At 70.1% G+C, this 20,897-nt stretch carries 19 protein-coding genes, 2 tRNA genes and 2 pseudogenes; 11 read left to right on the forward strand and 12 right to left on the reverse strand.

Going from position 1 to position 20,897, the window contains the following annotated elements:
• Positions 1 to 115 precede the first annotated feature (115 nt).
• From CWT12_RS08615 to CWT12_RS08625, 3 genes and pseudogenes are all read right to left on the reverse strand, one after another.
• Complete coding sequence (locus CWT12_RS08615) at positions 116 to 1,639, reverse strand: alanine/glycine:cation symporter family protein (RefSeq protein ID WP_161924482.1); 1,524 nt, start codon at positions 1,637 to 1,639, stop codon at positions 116 to 118.
• A 3-nt stretch (positions 1,640 to 1,642) separates the two neighbouring features.
• The gene (locus CWT12_RS08620; RefSeq protein WP_161925394.1) at positions 1,643 to 3,148 is read right to left on the reverse strand and encodes an alanine/glycine:cation symporter family protein; all 1,506 of its coding nucleotides are present in this window, start codon (positions 3,146 to 3,148) and stop codon (positions 1,643 to 1,645) included.
• Positions 3,149 to 3,216: 68 nt separating this feature from the next.
• Positions 3,217 to 4,676: pseudogene (locus tag CWT12_RS08625) on the reverse strand (alanine/glycine:cation symporter family protein).
• 185 nt (positions 4,677 to 4,861) lie between these two features.
• On the opposite strand from CWT12_RS08625, the gene CWT12_RS08630 reads away from it, so the two are divergent.
• Complete coding sequence (locus CWT12_RS08630) at positions 4,862 to 7,552, forward strand: DEAD/DEAH box helicase (RefSeq protein ID WP_202616178.1); 2,691 nt, start codon at positions 4,862 to 4,864, stop codon at positions 7,550 to 7,552.
• Positions 7,553 to 7,572: 20 nt separating this feature from the next.
• Here CWT12_RS08630 and CWT12_RS08635 read toward each other — a convergent pair whose 3' ends face one another.
• Positions 7,573 to 7,956, reverse strand: a complete 384-nt coding sequence (locus CWT12_RS08635) for a YccF domain-containing protein (protein WP_161924483.1) — start codon at positions 7,954 to 7,956, stop codon at positions 7,573 to 7,575.
• Positions 7,957 to 8,065: 109 nt separating this feature from the next.
• Positions 8,066 to 8,986 carry an ATP-grasp domain-containing protein gene (locus tag CWT12_RS08640; protein ID WP_161924484.1) on the reverse strand — a complete coding sequence of 307 codons (921 nt, stop codon included), beginning with the start codon at positions 8,984 to 8,986 and terminating at the stop codon, positions 8,066 to 8,068.
• Positions 8,987 to 9,055: 69 nt separating this feature from the next.
• On the opposite strand from CWT12_RS08640, the gene pip reads away from it, so the two are divergent.
• The gene (pip, locus tag CWT12_RS08645; RefSeq protein WP_161924485.1) at positions 9,056 to 10,093 is read left to right on the forward strand and encodes a prolyl aminopeptidase; all 1,038 of its coding nucleotides are present in this window, start codon (positions 9,056 to 9,058) and stop codon (positions 10,091 to 10,093) included.
• A gap of 104 nt (positions 10,094 to 10,197) precedes the next feature.
• A tRNA-Lys gene (locus CWT12_RS08650) sits at positions 10,198 to 10,274 on the forward strand.
• Positions 10,275 to 10,429: 155 nt separating this feature from the next.
• Here CWT12_RS08650 and CWT12_RS08655 read toward each other — a convergent pair.
• Positions 10,430 to 10,639 (reverse strand): hypothetical protein, encoded by a 210-nt coding sequence (locus CWT12_RS08655; protein WP_161924486.1) that lies wholly within the window; start codon positions 10,637 to 10,639, stop codon positions 10,430 to 10,432.
• On the opposite strand from CWT12_RS08655, the gene CWT12_RS13455 reads away from it, so the two are divergent.
• Together CWT12_RS13455 and CWT12_RS08660 are read left to right on the forward strand one after the other, a co-directional pair.
• Positions 10,638 to 10,805: a hypothetical protein gene (locus CWT12_RS13455; protein WP_202616179.1), complete on the forward strand. Its 168-nt coding sequence runs from the start codon at positions 10,638 to 10,640 to the stop codon at positions 10,803 to 10,805. The genes CWT12_RS08655 and CWT12_RS13455 overlap by 2 nt on opposite strands.
• Positions 10,806 to 11,101: 296 nt before the next feature.
• Positions 11,102 to 11,581 (forward strand): peroxiredoxin, encoded by a 480-nt coding sequence (locus CWT12_RS08660; protein ID WP_161924487.1) that lies wholly within the window; start codon positions 11,102 to 11,104, stop codon positions 11,579 to 11,581.
• 18 nt (positions 11,582 to 11,599) lie between these two features.
• On the opposite strand, the gene CWT12_RS08665 is transcribed toward CWT12_RS08660, so the two are convergent.
• Positions 11,600 to 12,721, reverse strand: a complete 1,122-nt coding sequence (locus CWT12_RS08665) for a Gfo/Idh/MocA family protein (protein ID WP_161924488.1) — start codon at positions 12,719 to 12,721, stop codon at positions 11,600 to 11,602.
• A 217-nt stretch (positions 12,722 to 12,938) separates the two neighbouring features.
• On the opposite strand from CWT12_RS08665, the gene CWT12_RS08670 reads away from it, so the two are divergent.
• From CWT12_RS08670 to CWT12_RS13465, 5 genes and pseudogenes are all read left to right on the forward strand, one after another.
• Positions 12,939 to 13,023: transfer RNA gene (locus tag CWT12_RS08670), tRNA-Leu, on the forward strand.
• A gap of 116 nt (positions 13,024 to 13,139) precedes the next feature.
• Positions 13,140 to 13,972, forward strand: a pseudogene (gene rph / locus CWT12_RS08675) (ribonuclease PH).
• Positions 13,973 to 13,974: 2 nt separating this feature from the next.
• Entirely contained in the window at positions 13,975 to 14,685 is a 711-nt protein-coding gene (gene rdgB / locus CWT12_RS08680) for an RdgB/HAM1 family non-canonical purine NTP pyrophosphatase (protein WP_161924489.1), read from the forward strand.
• 560 nt (positions 14,686 to 15,245) lie between these two features.
• Positions 15,246 to 15,692: a hypothetical protein gene (locus CWT12_RS13460; RefSeq protein ID WP_202616180.1), complete on the forward strand. Its 447-nt coding sequence runs from the start codon at positions 15,246 to 15,248 to the stop codon at positions 15,690 to 15,692.
• Positions 15,685 to 16,002, forward strand: coding sequence for a transcriptional regulator (locus tag CWT12_RS13465; RefSeq protein ID WP_202616181.1), 318 nt, complete (start codon positions 15,685 to 15,687; stop codon positions 16,000 to 16,002). Before CWT12_RS13460 ends, CWT12_RS13465 begins: the two co-directional genes overlap by 8 nt.
• Positions 16,003 to 16,054: 52 nt before the next feature.
• On the opposite strand, the gene CWT12_RS08690 is transcribed toward CWT12_RS13465, so the two are convergent.
• The 5 genes from CWT12_RS08690 to clpS form a co-directional block, all read right to left on the reverse strand.
• Positions 16,055 to 16,537, reverse strand: a complete 483-nt coding sequence (locus CWT12_RS08690; protein ID WP_202616182.1) for a DUF3054 domain-containing protein — start codon at positions 16,535 to 16,537, stop codon at positions 16,055 to 16,057.
• A gap of 111 nt (positions 16,538 to 16,648) precedes the next feature.
• Positions 16,649 to 17,449 carry an MBL fold metallo-hydrolase gene (locus CWT12_RS08695; protein WP_161924490.1) on the reverse strand — a complete coding sequence of 267 codons (801 nt, stop codon included), beginning with the start codon at positions 17,447 to 17,449 and terminating at the stop codon, positions 16,649 to 16,651.
• Complete coding sequence (murI, locus tag CWT12_RS08700; protein WP_237564398.1) at positions 17,446 to 18,309, reverse strand: glutamate racemase; 864 nt, start codon at positions 18,307 to 18,309, stop codon at positions 17,446 to 17,448. The genes CWT12_RS08695 and murI overlap by 4 nt, the downstream gene beginning before the upstream one ends.
• Positions 18,310 to 18,340: 31 nt before the next feature.
• Positions 18,341 to 19,063, reverse strand: a complete 723-nt coding sequence (locus CWT12_RS08705; protein WP_161924492.1) for a DUF2017 family protein — start codon at positions 19,061 to 19,063, stop codon at positions 18,341 to 18,343.
• A complete protein-coding gene (gene clpS, locus CWT12_RS08710; protein ID WP_161924493.1) occupies positions 19,063 to 19,425 on the reverse strand; it encodes an ATP-dependent Clp protease adapter ClpS in 363 nt (120 codons plus the stop codon). Before clpS ends, CWT12_RS08705 begins: the two co-directional genes overlap by 1 nt.
• Before the next feature lie 75 nt (positions 19,426 to 19,500).
• Between clpS and CWT12_RS08715 the strand changes: the two genes are divergently transcribed.
• Positions 19,501 to 20,895, forward strand: a complete 1,395-nt coding sequence (locus tag CWT12_RS08715) for a nicotinate phosphoribosyltransferase (RefSeq protein ID WP_161924494.1) — start codon at positions 19,501 to 19,503, stop codon at positions 20,893 to 20,895.
• Positions 20,896 to 20,897 lie beyond the last annotated feature (2 nt).

A 20,897-nucleotide genomic window follows, 5' to 3' on the forward strand; every position in this document is an offset into this window, starting at 1 on the left:
CTGTATTGACTTCAGCGCGTCACGTGCCCGCAATGTATGCGATCTCATATGCCACCCGGGCCCAGGAGGGCCGCCGCGAGAAGCCGTGGTACAGCGTCCGCCGCGTCCCGCGGAATCAGTATCCCCAGCCTCCGCGAGTCGCTTGTCCCGGCGCGGAGGGCGTGTAGGCGCCGGAGGCATCCCAGACGTCTCCGGGCAGCGCGTGGGGCAGATACGGGTTGCCGACCGCGGAGAAGCTGATCTCCGCGTGTGTCTGCGCCCCCGCGAGTACGCGGGCGCGCTGCGCCTCCCAGTCGCGCAGCACACCGACCACCCACGGCGTCAGCACCACCAGGGCGATCAGGTTCAGCACGGCCCCGATACCCAGGAGCACATCGGCCGCGGTCCAGACGGTGCTCAGGGCCGCCGCTCCCCCGATGCCGGTGCAGGCCACGGCGGCAGCCCGCAGCGTGGTCGTGGCCCAGGGGGCCCGGGTCAGGTAGTCCAGGCACACCTCGGCATATGAGAACGCGCCCAGGATGGTGGAGTATGCCAGTACGAGCACCAGCAGCGTCATCGGCCAGCTGGTCCACTGCCCCAGCGTGGCCCCGATCGCCGTCTGGGTCAGGGTTCCGGACACGTCTGGATCCTCCAGCCCGGTGACGCCGGGAGTGTAGACGGCACCGTCGGTGCGGCCGGCGATGAGGATGGCCAGGGCCGTTGCGGTGCAGACGAAAAGCGTGTCCACCAGTACGCCGAAGACCTGTACGAAGCCCTGCTGAGCCGGGTGCGCCACGGTGGCCGACCCGGCGGCGCAGGCGGCCCCGCCCAGGCCGGCCTCATTGGAGAACAGTCCCCGGCGCACGCCGTTGAGCAGCGCCGCGGTGATGCCGCCGGCAACCCCGGCCAGGCCCGCACGCAGGTTGAAGGCCGCGGCGAAGATGTCACCGATGGCCGCTACGGCCTGCAGCGGGTGGGTGACGATGATGACCAGTACCAGCGCCAGGTACACCGACGCCATCACGGGTGCGAGCCACTCGGTTACGCGCACCACCGAGCGCAGGCCGCCGAGCAGCACCGGGGCGACTAGCACGGTGACGATCACCGCCCCCTGCCAGGGCGTCACGTCGGCGGAGGCACCCAGGGCGGCGGTCATCGCATTGGCCTGCACCATGGGCATCGCCAGGCCGTTGGCCACCATGAAGACGACGGCGAACACGCCTCCCAGGACGGGCAGGCGCATGCCGCGGGCCATGTAGTAGGCGGGACCGCCCCGGTAGGTGCCGTCTCCGCGGCCCACCTTGAACAGTTGTCCCATGGTCGCCTCGGCGAATGCGGTGGCGGTGCCCAGCAGCGCGACCACCCACATCCAGAACACGGCGCCCGGCCCGCCCAGGACCAGGGCGAGGGCAACGCCGACGATGTTGCCGGTACCCACCCGGCAGGCCAGCCCCACGGCGAAGGCCTGGAAGGAGGAGATACCGCCGCGCGCCCCGGAGCGGGAGGAGGCCACCGAGCGAATCATGGAGCCGAGGTGGCGCAGCTGCAGACCGCGAGTGCAGATGGTGAACCACACGCCTGCGCCCAGGAGCAGCCAGATCAGAATCGTGCCGAACAGTAGGTTGGAGACGCTGGTCAGGAATGCGTTGAGGGTACTCATGGTTCAGTTCCCCAGGTGGTCGGGTGCTGCGGGTGCCGTATCTTCGGGTTCGAGGCCATGGGCGAGTGCGGGGTCGGTGTCCAGCTCCCATACACCCGGCAGGGTGTCCCCCGGCATCAGCGGGTTGCCATGGCCAACGAACACGGGGATGGCGCCGACGCCGCGCTGGGCCTCCCAGTCACGCAGGGCGCCGCGCACCCATGGGAACAGCCGGACGATCACCACCAGATTGATAACGCCCATCAGCCCCAGCGCAATATCCGTAAGCGCCCACACGATCGGCAGCGTCAGCACGGTGCCGGCGAAGGCGGCGGCGGTGAGCAGGATGCCGAAGGCCTGCTCGGCGCGCTGCTCGCCGCCCAGGAAGTTGACGTTGACCTGGGAGTAGGAGTAGCAGCCGAGCACGGTTGAGAAGACCAGCACGAAGATCAGGACGACGATCGGCCAGGTGGTCCACTCCCCCAGGTGCTCGGCTACGGCCTGCTGGGTGAGGACGGCGCCGACCAGTCCCTCGTTGCCGGGCTGGTAGGTGTCGGTGGCCAGCAGGATCAGCAGGCCGGTGGCGGTGCACACCAGGCCGGTGTCCACGAATACGCCGAAGGACTGGATCAGGCCCTGGCGGACCGGGTGGGTGGTGGTGGCGGTGCCGGCGGCGTTGGGGACGGTGCCCAGGCCCGCCTCGTTGGAGAACAGGCCGCGGCGCACGCCGTTGAGGACGGCCGCGAGCATGCCGCCGGCGGTGCCGAACAGGGCCTGGTCCCGGCCGAAGGCGCCGCGGAAGATCTCGCAGAAGACGGTGGGGATCTCACCGAGGTTCATGAGGATGACAACGAGGGTAACCAGCACGTAAGCCAGGGCCATCAGGGGTGCGACGACCTCGGTGACGCGGGCCACGGACTTCAGCCCACCGAGCACCACCGGGCCGGTCAGCAGCACCAGGGCCACACCGACCATCCAGGGTTCAACCGTGGGCACGGTGGCGTTGACGACGCCGGCCAGGGAGTTGGTCTGCACCATCACCACCGTTACGCCGACGCTGACGATGCACATGACGGCGAAGATGGCGCCCCAGGTCTTGGAGCCGAGCCCGTTCTTGATGTAGTAGGCGGGGCCGCCGCGGAAGGTGAAGTCGCGGCCGCGCTCCTTGAAGATCTGGGCCAGGGTGGACTCGGTGAAGCTGGTGGCCATGCCGATCAGGGCCACCACCCACATCCAGAACAGGGCGCCGGGGCCGCCGGCCACGACGGCCAGCGCCACCCCGGCGATATTGCCGATGCCGACGCGGGCGGCCAGGCCGACGGCGAAGGCCTGGAAGGAGGAGATGCCGCCCTGGGCGCCGGAGCGGGAGGAGGCCACCGCCCGCAGCATGGAGCCGAAGTGGCGCAGCTGCACGGTGCGGGTGCGGATGGTGACGTAGATGCCGACGGCGATCAGCAGGGCAGCCAGGAAGTAAGTGTAGAAGATGTCGTCGACCTGATTGAGGGTGTTCTCCAGGTTCGCGAGGCTCATGGCGGGTTGAGGCATCGGGGCTCCTTGCGGGTGGGGCTCTAGGGGGCGGGCTGGGAGGCAGTAGGCGGTCAGTTCCAGACGTCGCCGGGCACGTCGGCGGGCAGGTGGGGGTTGTCGTGTCCAACGAAGACGGGCTCTTCAACCCCGGCGCGGCGCTGGCTCTCCCAGTCACGCAGGGCACCCACACCCCACTTGGACAGCGCGATGAGGGCGACGAGGTTGGTGACGGTCATGACGGCCATGGCGATGTCGACGGCGTTCCACACGACGTCGAGCGACAGCACAGCGCCGGCGGTGGCGGAGACGACGGAGACCACGCGTACCGTCCAGGTGGCCCAGGTCTTGCCACCGGTCAGGAAGGACATGTTGGTGTCGGAGTAGACGTAGGCGGCGATGATCGAGGAGTAGGCGAGCACGAAGATCAGGACGGCGATGGGCAGGATGGTCCAGCCGCCGAGCTCGTGGGAGACGGCCATGATGGTCAGGGTGGAGGGGTTGGCGCCGTCGGCGCCCCAGACCTCGGGGCCGGCGATGAGGATGACGAAGGCGGTGGCGGTGCACACCACGATCGTGTCGATGAACACGCCCAGGGACTGAATCAGGCCCTGCTGCACCGGGTGGGCGACGGTGGCGGTGGCGGCCGCGTTGGGGGCGGTGCCCTGGCCGGCCTCGTTGGAGAACAGGCCGCGCTTGGTGCCGTTGACGACGGCGGCGAGGATGCCGCCGCCCAGGCCGCCGACCAGCGGCTGGGGGCGAAGGCGGAGGAGATGATCAGGCCGAGCACCTCCACGAAGCGGCCCAGGTGCATCAGGCAGATGATGAACACCAGGACGATGTAGATACCGGCCATGATCGGGGCCATCCACTCGGTCACGCGGGCGACGGTGCGGATGCCACCGAAGATGACCATGGCGGTGAATACGAAGATCAGGGCGGCGATGACCAGCTGGGCGGCGGACAGACCACCGAAGCCCTCGATGGCGGCGCCGTCGTCGCCGATGGCGCCCAGGAGCGTGCCGGCCACCGCGTTGGACTGCACGGAGGTGATAATGAAGCCGCAGGTGACCAGGGTGATGACGGCGTAGACGCCGGCCAGCACCGGGCTGCCCACGCCGGCGCGCATGTAGTAGGCGGGACCGCCGCGGAAGGAGCCGTCGTCGGTACGGACCTTGAAGATCTGGGCGAGGGTGGCCTCGAAGAATGCGGTAGCCATGCCCACCAGGGCCACCACCCACATCCAGAACACGGCACCGGGACCGCCCATGAGCAGGGCGGCGGCCACCCCGAAGATGTTGCCCACCCCCACGCGGGCAGCCAGGGAGATGGCGAAGGCCTGGAAGGAGGAGATGCCGCCGTGAGCGCCGGTGCGCGAGGATGTCACCGCCCGGAACATGTCCCGCAGGTGGCGCACCTGGACGCCGCGGGTGCGGATGGTCAGGAACAGCCCGGTGCCGACCAGCACCCACATGGTGATGTGCGCGGTGATCCAGTCGGCGATCGAAAGCAGGCTGTCGGCGAGAGCTTCCATGAACTAGCGGCCTTCCACGTGGGGATACGGGAACGCGCGGCATCATCGCACAATCCCCGCGCCGGCCCGACAACCGTCCGCATGTTCATACGCGTTGCCACTTCTCGGGGCTCCGGACCACTCCGCTTCCCCCGACGACTCAGCACCGCCGCGGTGTTCAACGCGCATGTGAAACGATGGGCGCCATGCCCGCCACCTCCGCGCCCGCGCTCAACGTCATGCTCGACGCCCTCATCCCCGCCGACGACCCGGAGCGCGTCCCGGAGCCGGAGGAGGTTTATGTGGCCTTCGCCGAGTGGGCCGAGTCCACCGGGCGACCGCTGTACCCGCACCAGGACGAGGCCCTGAGCCAGATCCTGTCCGGCAGGCACGTCATTGCGGCCACTCCCACCGGCTCGGGCAAGTCCATGATCGCCCTGGCCGCGCACACCGCCTCCCTGGCGCGCGGCGGCCGCTCCTACTACACGGCCCCGCTCAAGGCGCTGGTCAGTGAGAAGTTCTTCGAGCTGGTGCGCCTGTTCGGGGCGGACAACGTCGGCATGGTCACCGGCGACACCTCCATCAACGCGGCCGCCCCCATCATCTGCTGCACGGCGGAGATCCTGGCCAACCAGTCGCTGCGGGAGGGCGAGGCGCTGGACGTGGACACGGTGGTGATGGACGAGTTCCACTACTACGCCGACCCGCAGCGCGGCTGGGCCTGGCAGGTGCCGCTGCTGGAGCTGCCGCAGGCGCAGATGGTGCTGCTGTCGGCCACGCTGGGGGACGTGTCCTTCTTCGTGCGGGACCTGCGTGAGCGCACGGGCCGGGAGGTCGCCGTCGTCGACGACGCCGTGCGGCCGGTACCGCTGGAGTGGGAGTACGCGATCGAGCCGATCGGTGATCTGCTGCAGCGGCTGGTGGAGCAGGACAAGGCGCCCGTTTACGTGGTGCACTTCTCCCAGAAGGAGGCGGTGGAGCGGGCCTCCGCGCTGCTGAGCGTGGACCTGGGCGCCAAGAAGCGTAAGGATGAGTTGGCGGCGGCGATCGGCGACTTCCGCTTCGGGACCGGCTTCGGGCGCACCCTGTCACGGCTGCTGCGCTCAGGCATCGGCGTGCACCACGCCGGCATGCTGCCCCGCTACCGTCGGCTGGTGGAGCGCCTGGCCCGCACCGGACTGCTCTCGGTCATCTGCGGCACCGACACCCTGGGGGTGGGCATCAACGTGCCCATCCGCTCGGTGGCGCTGACCAGCCTGGTCAAGTTCGACGGTGCCAAGGAGCGGCACCTGACGGCGCGGGAGTTCCACCAGATCGCCGGGCGCGCGGGCAGGGCCGGCTTCGACACCCGCGGCTACGTGATCGTGCAGGCGCCCGAGCACGTCATCGAGAATGCGCGCGCCCTGGCCAAGGCGGGCGACGACCCGCGCAAGCGCCGCCGGATCGTGCGCAAGCAGGCGCCCGAGGGGCGCGTCAACTGGACGGACAAGACCTTCGAGCGGCTGCGCGACGCCGCCCCGGAGACGCTGACCAGCCAGTTCCAGGTCACCACCACCATGGTGCTGAACCTGATGGAGCGCGACGGCGACCCGGTGCGGGCCATGGCGCAGCTGCTGGAGCGCGTGCACGAGCCGGAAGCGGCCCGGCGCAGGCACGTGCGCCGGGCGATCGAAATCTACCTGTCCCTGCGTACCGCCGGCGTGCTGGAGCACGTCTCCTCCGCTCAGGCTGCCGCGGACGGCCGCCCGCGACTGCGCCTGGCCGTGGACCTGCCCGATGAGTTCGCCCTGAACCAGCCGCTGGCTCCGTTCGCCCTGGCGGCCATGGACCTGTTGAACCTGGAGGACCCCGAGCACACGCTCGACGTGGTCTCCGTGGTGGAAGCGACCCTGGACGATCCGCGTCCACTGCTGTACGCCCAGCAGCGGCAGGCCCGCGGCGAGGCGGTCGCTGCCATGAAGGCCGAGGGCATGGACTACGACGAGCGCATGGCGGCCCTGGAGGACATCACCTGGCCGCAGCCGCTGGCGGACCTGCTGGGCCCGGCGCTGGAGATGTACAAGCAGTCCAACCCGTGGGCGGCGGAGTACGAGCTCAGCCCGAAGTGCGTGGTGCGGGACATGGTGGAGAGCGCCATGACCTTCTCCGACCTGATCTCCCGGTACGACCTGGGCCGCAGCGAGGGCGTGGTGCTGCGCTACCTGACCGACGCCTACCGGGCGCTGCGGCAGGTGGTGCCCGAAGAGCACCGCACCGAGGAGGTGGAGCAGCTGACCGACTGGCTGGGCGACCTGGTGCGCGCCGTGGACTCCTCCCTGCTGGACGAGTGGGAGGCGCTGGGTGCCGCCCAGTCCGGGCATGCGCAGGAGGGCGCGGATCTGCTGCAGGCGGATCGCGCCGATCAGGCCGCGGGGACGGAGCGGGCCTTCGGTACCGACGCCGACGGCAAGCTGCCCTTCACCCGCAACCTGCACGCCTTCCGGGTGGCGGTACGTCGGGAGATGTTCCGCCGGGTGGAGCTCATGGCTCGCGACGACGTCGAGGGCCTGGGACGGCTGGACGCCGCCTCCGGTTGGGGCGAGGACCGCTGGGACGAGGCACTGGGACGCTACTGGGACGAGTACGACTGGATCAGCACGGACACCCCCGCCCGGGCCGTGGCGCTGGCACCACTGGATGAGGCGCCGGATGATGCGGCTCTGGCGGCGGCCGGGGTGTCGGAACGGCTGCGCGAGGCGCTGGCCGGCTCGGGGCGGCGCGTGTGGCTGGCCACCCAGATCCTGGAGGACTCGGCGGGCGACCACGACTGGCGGCTGACGGCCCTGGTGGACCTGGACGAATGCGACCGGGCCGAGGCCGCCGTCGTCCACCTGCTGGGTGTCGGCCCGCAGAGCTGAGAGGCAGCAATACCGGCGGCTCAGATGATGCCGCGGCCGGGCACGATCTGCTTGCCGAAGGGGAAGCAGGTCACCGGGATCATCTTCAGGTTGGCGACGGCCAGCGGAATGCCGACGATGGTGACCGCCTGCGCGGCCGCGGTGGTGATGTGGCCGATGGCGAGCCAGAGCCCGGCCGCCAGGAACCAGATCACATTGGACAGGCCGCTCATCACACCCGCCTGCGGCATTTCCGCCACCTGCCGGCCGAAGGGCCACAGGGCGTAGGAGGCGATACGGAAGGAGGCGATGCCGGCGGGGATCGTCACAATCAGCAGGCAGGCGATGACCCCGAAGAACATGTACTCCAACCACAGCCAGAAGCCGCCGAAGACCACCCAGATGATGTTGAGCAGTGTGCGCATGGCTCCTGTCTACCCGACGCCCGCCGGGGCGGCCTCATCCTCGCGCAGGAGGAGCCCCTGATTCACCCCTGAGGGGAACCGCGTGCCCGCCGCACAAGTGGCCGCGAGCTCACCAGAAGACGCGTTGGGCAATGGCGTCGGCGAAGTTGTCCAGGGCGGCGGGGGCGGAGCCGAGGTAGAGGCCGGCGTCGATGAGGGAGACCTCCATCAGGTAGAACCCGCCCTGGCCGTCGCCGACGACGTCTACCCGGTTGAACAGCAGCTGCATGTCCCGGCCCGAGCGCTCCTTGATGATGGTGTGGATGGCCTTGCGGACCTTCTCACCCCACAGCCACTCCTGCTCGCTGGGCTCGCGGGCGGTGACAATCTCCTCGTGCACCTCATCCACCGAGCGGAACGAGGGGTGCAGCATGGGGGCCTTCTCCACCGCGTGGGACAGCACTCCGTTGAAGTAGACCAGGGACAGCTCCCCCTTGCGGTCGACCTCCTCCAGGTAGCGCTGCACCATGACGCTGCGGCCGCGACCGAGGTGGTGCATGGTGTCGTTGATGGCGTCGGCGCGGGACTTGGCGTCGGTGGCGGTGTAGCGGCCGGTGCCACGGCCGCCGGAGGAGATGGCGGGCTTGACCACGAAGTCGCCGTGCGCGGGGAAGCGGGTGTGCACCTGGTGCTTGGAGTAGCCGGCTGCCGGCTCCAGCCAGGTGGTGGGGATCATGGGGACGCCGAGCTCCGCCATGCGCGTCAGGTAGTGCTTGTCGGAGTTCCAGTCGACGACGTCGGCGTGGTTGATCAGCCGCTTAATCGAGTGCGCCCAGGCGAGGAAGTCGGCGTAGTTGCGGTTCTTGGCGTAATCGCGCACGGAGCGCAGCACCACCACGCCGGCGTTGTCCCAGTTCACGTCCGGGTCGTTCCACACCGCGATCCGGGGCTCGATGCCGCGCTCGCGCAGCGCGTCGGGCAGCCCGCGGTCGTCGTCATCGAGGTCCGCATAGTCGGCTGAGGTCGCAAGAGTCACGATCGGGGCGTTCACATGTCTACGGTACCGCCCGCCCACGGCCCGTGCGGCCCACTCGCGCCCACGATCCAGCACAATGCGCTCATGCATGAATCCACCCCCGGCCGGCGTCGCTCCTTCTACCCACCCATCGAGCCCTACGACTCGGGCATGCTCGACGTCGGTGATGGGCAAAGCATCTACTGGGAGGCCTGCGGCAACCCAGACGGGATCCCCGCGGTATTCGTGCACGGCGGCCCGGGCGGCGGCTGCTCCCCCGAGCACCGGCGCTGCTTCGACCCGGGGCGCTACCGGATAATCCTGTTCGACCAGCGCGGCTGCGGCCGCTCCCTGCCGCACGCCTGGGAGCCCGAGGCGGACCTGAGCACCAACACCACCTGGCACCTGGTGGCGGACATGGAGCGACTGCGCGAGCACCTGGGCGTGGATGCCTGGCTGGTGTTCGGCGGGTCCTGGGGCTCCACGCTGGCACTGGCCTACGCCGAGCGACACCCGAGCCGGGTCCTGGCGCTGGTGCTGCGAGGCATCTTCACGCTGCGCAAGCGCGAGCTGGACTGGTTCTACGAGGGCGCCGGCGCGGACATGATCTGGCCCGACGAATGGGAGGCGTACGTGGCGGCCGCCGGCGAGGGCGTCGCCCCGGGCGGTTTCATCGACCGCTACCACGAGTTGCTGACCGATCCGGACCCGGCGGTGCACGGCCCGGCCGCCCGCGCCTGGACCACTTGGGAGGCGGCCACCTCCACGCTGCTGCGCGACCAGGCCTACATCGACGAGGTGCAGGACCCGGCCTTCGCCATCACCTTCGCGCGCATCGAGAACCACTTCTTCCACCACCGCGGCTGGCTGGACGACGGACAGCTGATCGCCGACGCGCGCGTTTTGGCCGAGCACGGTATTCCGGGAGTCATTGTCCAGGGACGCTACGACGTCGTCTGCCCGATGGGCACGGCCTGGGCGCTGCACCGGGCCTGGCCCCAGGCGCAGCTGCACATCTCGCCGACGGCGGGACACTCCTTCGCCGAGCCGGAGACGCTGTCGGCGCTGATCACTGCCACCGACCGCTTCGCGGCGGCCCTCTCCCCCGTTGCCGGTGCGGTGCACCAGCCGGGCGACCACTGAGACATCGCGCACACAATGGCATTTTCAGGCCTTCCGATTGGACGCCGGGGGCTTCGGCGCGTAGAGTCCTACTCGTCGCCAGGCGGAAGCGCCTGAACGGCCAGGCCTCCTTAGCTCAGTTGGTTAGAGCACCTGACTCTTAATCAGGGTGTCCAGGGTTCGAGTCCCTGAGGGGGTACCACGCGGAGCAGCACGTGGCTGCGGTACGGTACCGGGTTCGGTGACCACTGTTCCCGCCACCGCGGCGATCCGGCCGGGCATACAGACCAGTAATTGCCACGGGGGAATACCTCCCGCCGCATCTGTTGTTGCCCCTGCGTAGCCAGGCGGGACTAGTCACTTCCAGGTCTCGAAGTGAGCGGACACCGTGCGCTGGGTGCGCCGGTTCACCCTCCTGCCGGGCATGGCGAAGCCGTGGGGCGTTGCATAGACGCGCAGCCTCGGTGCGCCTGAGCAGACCCACAGCACCACGCCGGGTTGCAGGGAGCGCCTGCGCTCCGCCCGGCACAGAGGGGCCCACCTGGGCCATGAAGGGAAGGAAGACATGATGCACCTAGTCACCTCTAGCACCGGTCACGACGCCGCGGTGCGCGAGCTCGCCGCCGCCCGCGCCGAGCTGGAATCGCTGAGCGCCGCCAGCTCGCCCTCGCGCCTGGAGCGCGCGCTTGAGCGCGTACGCGCAGCGCAAGCCGCCCTCGCGCCCGCCGCCTGAGCGGGTCTCGCGCCGCCGTAATCGTCGGCGCCAAAACCGCGAAACCGGCACTATTTACGCACCCAAACCGGCACCAATCACGTGCCAAGACCGGCACTCGTGACACAGCCAGACCGGTCTAAACGACCGGCGGCGTTCGACTCGGCGCAAGGCCTCGGACGCCGTCGGATACGCCTTGAACACGCTTGGGCCGCCACCGCAAACACCGCGGTGGCGGCCCTCGTCATGCCCGCCGCGCCGGCGACGGACTACATTTGCGCAGTCACCACTAACTCCGCAGACAACAGGAGGACGCCGTGCCACAGCTTTCCGTAGGCGACACCGCCCCCGACTTCACTCTCCCCGACCAATCCGGCAGCCCGGTCTCCCTGGCAACCCTGCGCGCCGGCGCCGAACGCGGCGTCGTCGTCTACTTCTACCCCAGGGCCGGAACCGCCGGCTGCACCAAGGAGGCCTGCGACTTCCGCGACTCGTTGGACGGTTGGCGCAGCGCCGGCTACGCCGTCGTCGGCATCTCCCCTGACCCGCCCGCCGCACAGGCGCGCTTCGCCGAGAAGCAGTCCCTGCCCTTCCCGCTCCTTTCCGATCCCGAGCACACCGTCATGGAGGCCTGGGGCGCGTGGGGAGAGAAGAAGAACTACGGGCGCACCACCACCGGCCCGATCCGCTCCACCGTGGTGGTAGGCACCGACGGCGACGTCGCCCTGGCCCGCTACAACGTGCGCGCCACCGGCCACGTCGACCGCCTGCGCCGCGAACTCGGCCTGGACGCCTAAGCGCGCAGCGACCGGCGACTACTCCCCGGGGTAGGTCACGCCGAGCTGACGGCGCGCCTCATCCATGGTCTCCAGTACCGCGAGCGTCTCGCTCCACGGCATGGTCCCCGAGTCGGTTCTGCCCGCCGCTATGCAGCGGGCGACCTCGGCGGCCTGGAACTGGAAGCCGCCGGGCACGGTGGCGTCCCACTCGAAGCGCGGCGCCCCGCGGCTCCCTCCCAGGACGATTTCCAGGCGCGTGGGCCGGTAGAACTGCGTCGGCAGCACCACCCGGCCGCGGGTGCCGACCACCTCGCCGCCGGTCTCGGAGGCGGCGGACATGCTTGAGGTCGCCACCGCCAGCGCGCGCGGGTAGGTCATGGAGACCGCCTCATCCAGGTCGACGCCGTCCGCGGACAGCCTCCCGGCAGCGCTCAACGACGTCGGCGCGCCCAGGAGCGAGTGCACGAAGCTGACCGAGTACACGCCCAGGTCAAGCAGGGCGCCGCCGGCCAGTTCGGGCCGGTTCAACCGCTCGACGTGTTCCAGGGACTGGAGGTGCTCGGCGCGCACGTAACGCAGCTCCCCCAGCGCGCCACTGCCAGCCAGTGCCCGCAGCAGCACCTGCCCGGGCAGGAAGCGCGTCCACATGGCCTCCATGACGAACAGCCCCGTAGCCCGGGCGGCGTCGAAGACCCGGCGCGCCTCGGCGGCATTGCGGGCAAATGACTTCTCCACCAGCACCGGCTTGCCCGCCTCCAGCGCCAGCAGCGCCTGCTCGCAGTGGAAGTTGTGCGGGGTCGCAACGTATACGGCGTCCACCTCCGGGTCACCGACGAGTGCCTCGTAGGAGCCGTGCGCGCGCACCGGCTGTCCCTTGCCGGCGTCGGGGTGGGCATCGATGAATGCCTGTGCGCGGGCCCGGTCGCGGCTGCCGACGGCGACGATCCGCCCCGAGGAGAAAGCAGGCACGTCGGTGGCGAAGGTGGAGGCGATGCCGCCCGCACCGAGGATTCCCCAGCGCAGGACGGGCGCGTCCTGCGGCTCGGGCACGGCGGCAGCCAGGTCGAAGGGGGCGTCGGCGTCGGCCAGCGCCTGAAGGACGGGATCGGGAATGGCGGGCAGTCGGTCGGTTGTGCGAGAGGAATTGTTTAGCGCCATACCAAAACTGTAGGTCGCGCCGCGTTCCAGCGCCACACCTCACCGCTGCCGCGTAGCAGTACCACCGGTCGTGGGAGCGGGGGCGGAGGTCGTCGGCGCCCCGGCGGGCCCACGTCCCACGCAGCCCCCGGCCACTGCTAGGCTGTGCCCGGCCGGCAACCGAACGCTCCGGCTGGCACCGCACGGTGCTGGCACGTTCGGCCAGGCGCGGCCGCGAGCGCGAGTGGCGGAATTGGTAGACGCCCCAGATTTAGGTTCTGGTGCCTTCGGGCGTGAGGGTTCGAGTCCCTTCTCGCGCACCACCGGGCGCTGCCGCCCGGGCGCGGCAGACCAGCCCAGTTACGGCGCCGCGCAATGCCACGTTCGCAACGGGACCCGCCGACTCAGGGGCCGCACGCATCCGGGTAACCTGAGCCGCGTGACTGACACCAAGACCCGTAAGGACGGCCGCTCCCCAGCGAGCTGCGCCCCGTCTCCATCACCCGCAACTGGCAGGTCAACGGCGAAGGCTCGGTCCTCGTCGAGTTCGGCCGCACACGCGTGCTGTGCGTCGCCTCGTTCGTCGAGGGCGTGCCGCGCTGGCGCAAGGGCGGCGGCGAGGGCTGGGTGACGGCCGAGTACGCGATGCTCCCGCGCGCCGGCTCCGAGCGCTCCGGGCGTGAGTCCGTGCGCGGCAAGATCGGCGGCCGCACGCACGAGATCTCGCGGCTGATCGGCCGCTCCCTGCGCGGCGTGGTGGACGTGGCCGCACTGGGCGAGAACACGATCACCCTGGACTGCGACGTGCTGCAGGCCGACGGCGGCACCCGCACCGCCGCCGTCACCGGCGCCTACGTGGCGCTGGCCGACGCCGTCGCCTGGGGCACCCGCCGCGGCTACGTCAAGCCCCGCACCGGCAAGCGGGTCATCGCCGACTCGGTGTCGGCCGTGTCCGTAGGGATTATCGACGGCCTCCCCTGCCTCGACCTGCCCTATGAGGAGGACGTGCGCGCCCAGACCGACATGAATGTGGTCCAGACCGGCGCCGGCGCCTTCATCGAGGTGCAGGGAACCGCTGAGCACGCCCCCTTCGACCGCGCCGAGCTCGGCACCCTGCTCGACCTGGCCACCAAGGGCAACGCCGAGCTGGCCGCACTGCAGGCCCGCGTGCTGGCCGGGCCCGACGATGTTCCCTTTACCGTCTCCACCTCCGACCAGGCCGTGCAGTCCTCCGCCGGGACCGGCCCGGCGGCCGACGTCGAGGAGGGCTGACGGTGGTAGCGCAGTCCGAGCAGCGCGGCGCCACGACGGCGTCGGCCGAAGTTGCGGTCACTGTGCCTGAAGGTGCCCGGCTGGTGCTGGCTAGCCACAATCCCGGCAAGTTGGCCGAGCTGCGCGCAATCCTGACACCGCTGGTGGACGGGCTTACGGCCGAGCAGATCATCTCCTCGGCCGGGCTCGGCGCCCCCGAGCCGGTGGAGGACGGGCTGACCTTCGCCGACAACGCCACCCTCAAGGCGCGCGCCCTGGCGCAGGCCACCGGGCTGCCGGCGGTTGCCGACGACTCCGGGCTGTGTGTGGACGTGCTGGGCGGCGCGCCGGGCATCTTCTCGGCCCGCTGGTCGGGCCGCCACGGCGATGACGAGGGCAACCTGCGGCTGCTGCTGGGGCAGCTCGCCGACGTCGCCGACCCGCACCGCACGGCGCGTTTCACCTGTGCCGCGGTACTGGTGGTGCCGAGCCGGGACGGCGAGTCGGAATCAGTGACCGTGGTGGAGCGCTCCATGGTTGGGCGGCTGCTGCACGCGCCGGTTGGCGCCGGCGGCTTCGGCTACGACCCGATCTTCGTGCCGGTCCAGGAGGACGCCCCGGGCGGCTCCGGGCGGACGACGGCGCAGATGAGCTCGGCGGAGAAGAACGCCATCTCCCACCGCGGCCAGGCCCTGCGCGCTCTGGCCCCCGCCCTGCGGGACCTGCTCACCTAGCCCGCCGAGGTCGGTAGACGTTACGTGCCGAGGTCGGTAGACGTTACGTGCCGAAGTCGGTAGACGTTACGTGCCGAGATCGGTAGAAGATGCGCGCCAGTACACGAGCTTCAACCCGCTCTTCTAGTTTGTGGGTGTGGTGGTTGGTTCTGGTGTCGTGCGGCGCCGGAGGGCTGTGACGCGCAGGCCATTAAGGGACGGCCTCAGGGTGCGGCGTCACGGGGAACGGCTCGCACAGTCGGCTGACGGCTCGCCAGGTACCACCTACGGCTCGGCATGAACGACGACGGTTCGTGCGCCCACCTCACAAACCGTCGCAGCGGGTAGCAGACCGCCTACCCGAACATGACGAACCGTCGCTCTCGATCCACCGTGGTTCATCGTGCTCACACCCCCACGTCGCGCCCGCCGGGACGCCGGGCCACGTCAGCACCGCCCAAGCGACCTCCACCAAACATCCACCACACCCCCAAACCGGACACGCCACTCCACCGACACCAACCCTTGCTTTCCGCTACGGAAAACCTCATACTTTCCACACAAGAAAGGAAGGTGTAGTCGTGTCCTCGTCCCCACCGTCATCCGTGTCCCCTAACGAGGCACGCAGCCGCCTACACGATGTCGCCGCCACCGAGCAGGAGGCCGCACAATGGCATCCCGCCACCTGGGCGGTCGCGCTGTTCGCAATTGCCTTCGGCAGCACGGTTGGTGCGCTACTAACCGAGCAGCACTGGGTGCTGCTCGGAGGTGTCGCCGCACTCGTGCTCATACATGTACTGCTGCGGAACCAGCTTCTCCGCCCCGGGGTCCGTACCCGAGACGACCTCATCGGTACCGATCGGCAGTGGTGGAGGCGAAACAGCTTATTCGTGTGGGCGCTGGTTGCGGGCGCCGTCTTACGGGGGCTATCCATACATCCGGTGCTCGCCGTCGTGTTCGCTCTGCTCGCTACGGTTCACGCCTGGTACTGCGTCGTCGTGGTCTGGCCGGAGGGCAGCCGTGCTTGACCCCGTCATCCACCCGATCAATCGTCTGCGGATCTGCGCGACGCTCAAGTCAGTCGGGGCCGTGAACGACGGCGCCCTAGTGTGGACCGGTACCGAGATGAAGTTCTCCGCGCTGCGTGACGCCGTTGGCCTGTCCGACGCCAGTCTGTCCAAGCAGCTCAAGGCACTGGAGGATGCGGACTACATCCGCCGCCACCGCGACTACGGTGTAATTCGGGCGATGGATGTGGTTTGGGTCTCGCTTACGCCGCGCGGCCTGAAAGCCTTCGAAGATCACGTCGCCGCACTGCGAGAGATCGCCGACGATTGACACCGGTCACGTCAACCGACCTCAGCACGTAACAAGTGCCGGTCTCGGTGTGTTACAAGTGCCGGTCTCGGCGGGATTGGGCGTCAAGGCGCCGCTGCACGCCCTTGGGAACCAACGAGTCGTGCGCCTTGACGTAGCCGTACAGGCTGCGCCAGCCGCCGCAGAAGACCACCAGGAACGCGGCCAGCATCACCGCGAACGACACCGTTCCACCGGCTCCGGGGATAGCCCCCAACGCCCCGCCCCACACGTAGAGGCCCGCCCACAGCGCCCAGGTCAGGCCGATTACCCAGGCGCCGTCGGGCCAGCCCACCTCCAGGTGGTCGTCGGGGCGACGCACCAGCCATGCGACCGCCCAGGCGACGACGACGGCGACCGCTCCGCGAACGAGCAGCCCGGGCACTTGGGCCAGGTCGTGTACCGAGGCGGCGCCGAAACAGGCGATCAGTGCGACCGAAATCGTGTCGGCCAGCAGCACCAGCCACCAGCGGGTGCGGCGCCCACGCGTCCAGGGACGATCCGGCCCGTCAGGCACCGGCGGCGTGTAGCTGATCGGGGCGGACCCGCGCCCGGCGTCTCGCTGGGGACCGGCCCCGGGACGCGTTTCCGGGGCGGCTCCCGACTGTGAAGACTCCTGCCGCACCGCTCAGATCTCCCAGGAGGCGCCGGGGGTGGCGCGGGCCAGTGGGCCGTCATACACAGCGGCGGCCTCACGCAGCGGATCATCCGGGTCCGTCCACGGCTGAATGTGGGTCAGCACCAGCCGGCCTGCGGGACGGCGCCCGCCCCGCCCCGAGGTACCCGCGGCAAGCTGTCCGGCCCGCCGACCGGTCAGGTGGATGCCGCGCACGGCGTCGCGCCCCTCTAGGAAGGCCGCCTCGGACAGCAGCAGGTCGACGCCGTCGGCCATCGCCTCGATGCCGTCACACAAGTCCGTGTCGCCCGTGAAGGCCAGGCTGACGCGATCGCCGACTCGGCCGGGGCCCTCCACACGGTAGCCGAAGGCATCCACCGGGTGCAGCGCCGGGAAGGGGGTGATAGTCAGCGGCCCGACCTGCAGGCTCTGACCCGCCGACGCCGTGCGGAAGGCGAATTCAGTCGCGTAGGTCTCCTGCTCCGAAGTGCCGTCGACGCCGTTGAGCCGGCTCCGCAGCTGCGCCGGCCCGAGCGTCAGCACCGGCGCAAGCCGTCCGGCGGGGTTCCAGCGCCGGAACACGTGCATACCCACCAGGTCCACCATGTGATCGGCGTGGCAGTGGGAGATGACGATGGCGTCCAGTTCAGCCGGGTCCAGGTAGCGCAGCAGCTGCCCCATTGAGCCGGGGCCGAGGTCGAGCACGACCGACCAGGTGCGACCAGATACGTCGTCGGCCTGCACCAGATAGGAGGAGGCCGCGGCCTCAGGACCTGACATGGATCCGGTACAGCCGATGATCGTGAGTCTCATGCGGGATCCTCGCTCGAATTGGGGACGGGGGCGGGGTCTGGTGACGGGGCGTCTGGTGACGGGGCGTCGGGGCCGATCTCGGCGTGGTGGACACGGCCAACCTCGGGCCCTAGGAAGCGGCGTGCCAACACGGAGAAGGAGGCGGGATCGCCGGTGGCGCGGAACTCGTGCCGGGGCGCCGGCGCGTCGGGGGCGCGTAGCAGGTTCCGGCGAGCGAGCTCGCGGTAGACGTCCTTGGCGGTCTCCTGACTGGAGGTCACCAAGGTGACGTCCTCCCCCATGACGTAGGAGATGGGGCCGGCCAGCAGCGGGTAGTGGGTGCACCCCAGGATGAGGGTGTCTACGCCCGCCCGCTTGACGGGGGCGAGGTACTCCTCTGCCGTGGTCATGACCTCCGGGCCGGTGGTGATACCGCGCTCGGCCAGCTCCACGAAGCGTGGGCACGCCTGGGAGAACAGGTGCACGCCGGGCACGGCGGCCAGCGCATCGGCGTAGGCGTTGGAGTCCACGGTGCCCTGGGTGGCGATCAGCCCGACTCGGCCGTTACGGGTGACACGGGCGGCGGCGCGGGCGGCCGGGTGGATGACCTCCACGACGGGCACGCCCTTGCCGCGCGTGTAGCGGCTGCGGGCATCGTGCAGAACGGCGGCGGAAGCCGTGTTACAGGCGATCACCAGCATTTTCACGCCTGAGTCGACCAGCTCGTCCATGATGCTCAGGGCCAGGCGGCGCACCTCCTGCACCGGGCGCGGCCCGTACGGGGTGTTGGCGGTGTCCCCGATGTACAGCACCTGCTCACCGGGAAGCTGGTCGATCACCGCGCGGGCCACGGTCAAGCCGCCGACGCCGGAGTCGAACATCCCGATGGCCGCATCATTCACAGCGCCGAGACTATGCGGCCCCATCCCCATTCAATAGCACGGCCACCAGTGATTCCTGCCACCAGGAAAGCATGTCGTAGGACAGCGCCATAGCCCGATTCCAGCGCTCCGTCTCCCCCTCGCCGACGGGGGCGTCTTCCCAGGCCGCGGCATGCACGCGCTCGCCCGCCTCGGGGGAATCGATTTGCAGGCGCTCGGCCAGTACCAGGCGGGCGTCGTTCAGGGCCCCCAGCCAGCGGCCCTCCTGGCCGGCGCGCACGAGCACTGCCCCACCGGCCCCGGTGGGCTCAAGCAGCTCCCATACCACTTCCTCAAGGCGAGAGCGCTTGTCCTCCCGCAGCCGGTCCCGGGTCAGGGAGGAGACTTCGACGGCGACCTCCGGGTCCTCTGAGGCGTCGGGCAGGAGCACGTCCAGCAGTGGAGCCAGGGTGGCGGGAACCCCTCCGGCGGTGCGCCCGCGGGAGGCATCGTCGGGCTGGGGATCGAAGTCGAGTGCGGCCAGCACGTCCCCGTCGCGCGGGGTCTCACCCGCCCGGACGCCGGTGGCGTGCGACTCGGGCCCCGCTGAAACCGGCCCGGATGGGGCCGCTTCCGCGGCACCGGCCCCGCCTGGTGCCGGGGTGTCCGCGGCGAGCAGGTCGGCGATCTGCTTGAACAGGCCGGCCAGGTACTCCCGCTCCCAGGCCTCCAGCACGCTGGTCCAGCCCTGCGGGTCAGGGTGGAAGGCGTGCATCAGGCGCCTCCCGCGGCCGGACCGCTTCCCCCGCCGACGGTTCCCTCGCCACCGGCTGGGAGCGGCTCGATGGTGGCGTGCAGACCGTAGGAGTGCATAGCAGTGACGTCAACCTCCATGCGTTCACGGGCACCGCGGGATACGACGGCCCTGCCGGTGGTGTGCACCTCCAGCATGCGCAGGCGCGCCACCGGGATCGAGAGGCCGAAATAAGTGTGGAACACCCAGGTGACGTAGTCCATCGTGTTAACGGGGTCGTCGTGGACCACTGTGCACCACAGCCGCCCGGGGGCGGTGCGGGCGTCCGCCAGCGCCTCCGCCCCCGGGGCGGGGGCGGCATGGACGGGTTCTGCGGACTGCATGCCTTCACCCTAGTCGCGGCGGCCTGTGAGGACGGGCTCGTTCCGCAGCCGGTCTTCCTGCGATAAGTTTGTGTCATGACAGCCAATCTGCGGGATGTCCCCACCCCGGACGCACCCAGCACCGCCCTGCTTACCGACATGTACGAGCTGACCATGCTGCAGGCGGCCCTGCACGCCGGCGTCGCCGAGCGCACCAGCGTGTTCGAGCTGTTTGGCCGCAACCTGCCCGCCTCACGTCGCTTCGGAGTGGTCGCGGGCACGGGGCGGCTGCTGGACGCCATTGAGGCCTTCACCTTTACCGATGCGCAGATCGACTACCTGTACTCGGCCGGCATCGTCGACGACGTCACTCTCGACTACCTGCGCACGTACAAGTTCTCCGGGACGATCCGGGGATACGCGGAGGGCGAGTGCTACTTCTCCGGCTCCCCGCTGCTGACCGTGGAGGGAACCTTCGCCGAGGCCTGCATCCTGGAGACGCTGGCCCTTTCCATCTACAACTACGACTGCGCGGTGGCCGCAGCGGCCTCGCGCATGACCATCGCCGCCCATGGGCGCCCCTGCGTGGAGTTCGGCGCAAGGCGCGCGCACGAGCGCGCCGCGGTGGCGGCCGCCCGCGCCGCCGTCGTGGGCGGCTTCGCCGGCACCAGTGACCTGGAGGCGGCCATGCTCTACAGGATCCCGGCCGTGGGCACCTCCGCGCACTCGTTCACCCTGCTGCACGATACCGAGGAGGAGGCCTTCGCCTCCCAGGTGGCCAGCCTCGGCCCGGGCACCACCATCCTGGTGGACACCTACGACATCGAGCGCGGCGTGGCCCGCGCGGTTGCCGCCGCCCGGGCTGCCGGAGGCGAGCTGGGCGCGGTGCGCCTTGACTCCGGGGACCTGGTCGCCGAAGCCTTCAAGGTACGCGCCCAGCTGGACGGCCTGGGGGCGACGACGACGCGCATCACCGTCACCAGCGACCTGGACGAGTACGCGATCGCGGCCCTGGGCGCCGCGCCGGTGGACTCCTACGGCGTGGGCACCAAGCTGGTGACCGGCTCGGGGCGGCCCACGGCAGCCCTGGTGTACAAGCTGGTCGAGCGCGCCGGCAGTGACGGGCAGATGCAGGAGGTCGCCAAGTTCTCCGCCGGCGGCAAGTCGACGGTGGGAGGGCGCAAGTGGGCCGGGCGGGTACTCAACGCCGCAGGCTCGGCCACCGACGAGCTGATCGTCTCGGCCCGCTCGGAGGCCTCCGGCCTGGCCGCCCTGGAGGCGGCCGACGCGCGGCCGCTGCAAGTAGACCTGGTACGCGACGGCGTCATCGTGGAGGAGCACCGCGGTCCGGAGGCACTGACGGCTGCGGCCGAACGCCACCAGGTGGCGCGCGCCGAGCTGCCCTATGAGGGCTGGCGCCTGAGCGAGGGCGACCCGGCGATCCCGACCCGCCACTTGGACATCGACGAGCGGCAGCCGCTGCGCGGCTGAGC

The sequence above is a fragment of the Actinomyces sp. 432 genome, from assembly GCF_009930875.1.
GTDB lineage: Bacteria > Actinomycetota > Actinomycetes > Actinomycetales > Actinomycetaceae > Actinomyces.

Bases quoted from the DNA above. Each gene is read 5' to 3' on its own strand.
- pip (WP_161924485.1), top strand. From the start codon at position 9,056: ATGCATGAATCCACCCCCGGCCGGCGTCGCTCCTTCTACCCACCCATC.
- CWT12_RS08615 (WP_161924482.1), bottom strand. From the start codon at position 1,639: ATGAGTACCCTCAACGCATTCCTGACCAGCGTCTCCAACCTACTGTTC.
- clpS (WP_161924493.1), bottom strand. From the start codon at position 19,425: ATGCAGTCCGCAGAACCCGTCCATGCCGCCCCCGCCCCGGGGGCGGAG.
- CWT12_RS08635 (WP_161924483.1), bottom strand. From the start codon at position 7,956: ATGCGCACACTGCTCAACATCATCTGGGTGGTCTTCGGCGGCTTCTGG.
- murI (WP_237564398.1), bottom strand. From the start codon at position 18,309: ATGTTCGACTCCGGCGTCGGCGGCTTGACCGTGGCCCGCGCGGTGATC.
- CWT12_RS08630 (WP_202616178.1), top strand. From the start codon at position 4,862: ATGCCCGCCACCTCCGCGCCCGCGCTCAACGTCATGCTCGACGCCCTC.
- CWT12_RS08620 (WP_161925394.1), bottom strand. From the start codon at position 3,148: ATGAGCCTCGCGAACCTGGAGAACACCCTCAATCAGGTCGACGACATC.
- CWT12_RS13455 (WP_202616179.1), top strand. From the start codon at position 10,638: ATGATGCACCTAGTCACCTCTAGCACCGGTCACGACGCCGCGGTGCGC.
- CWT12_RS08665 (WP_161924488.1), bottom strand. From the start codon at position 12,721: ATGGCGCTAAACAATTCCTCTCGCACAACCGACCGACTGCCCGCCATT.
- CWT12_RS08655 (WP_161924486.1), bottom strand. From the start codon at position 10,639: ATGTCTTCCTTCCCTTCATGGCCCAGGTGGGCCCCTCTGTGCCGGGCG.
- CWT12_RS08705 (WP_161924492.1), bottom strand. From the start codon at position 19,063: ATGCACGCCTTCCACCCTGACCCGCAGGGCTGGACCAGCGTGCTGGAG.
- CWT12_RS08695 (WP_161924490.1), bottom strand. From the start codon at position 17,449: ATGAGACTCACGATCATCGGCTGTACCGGATCCATGTCAGGTCCTGAG.
- CWT12_RS08715 (WP_161924494.1), top strand. From the start codon at position 19,501: ATGACAGCCAATCTGCGGGATGTCCCCACCCCGGACGCACCCAGCACC.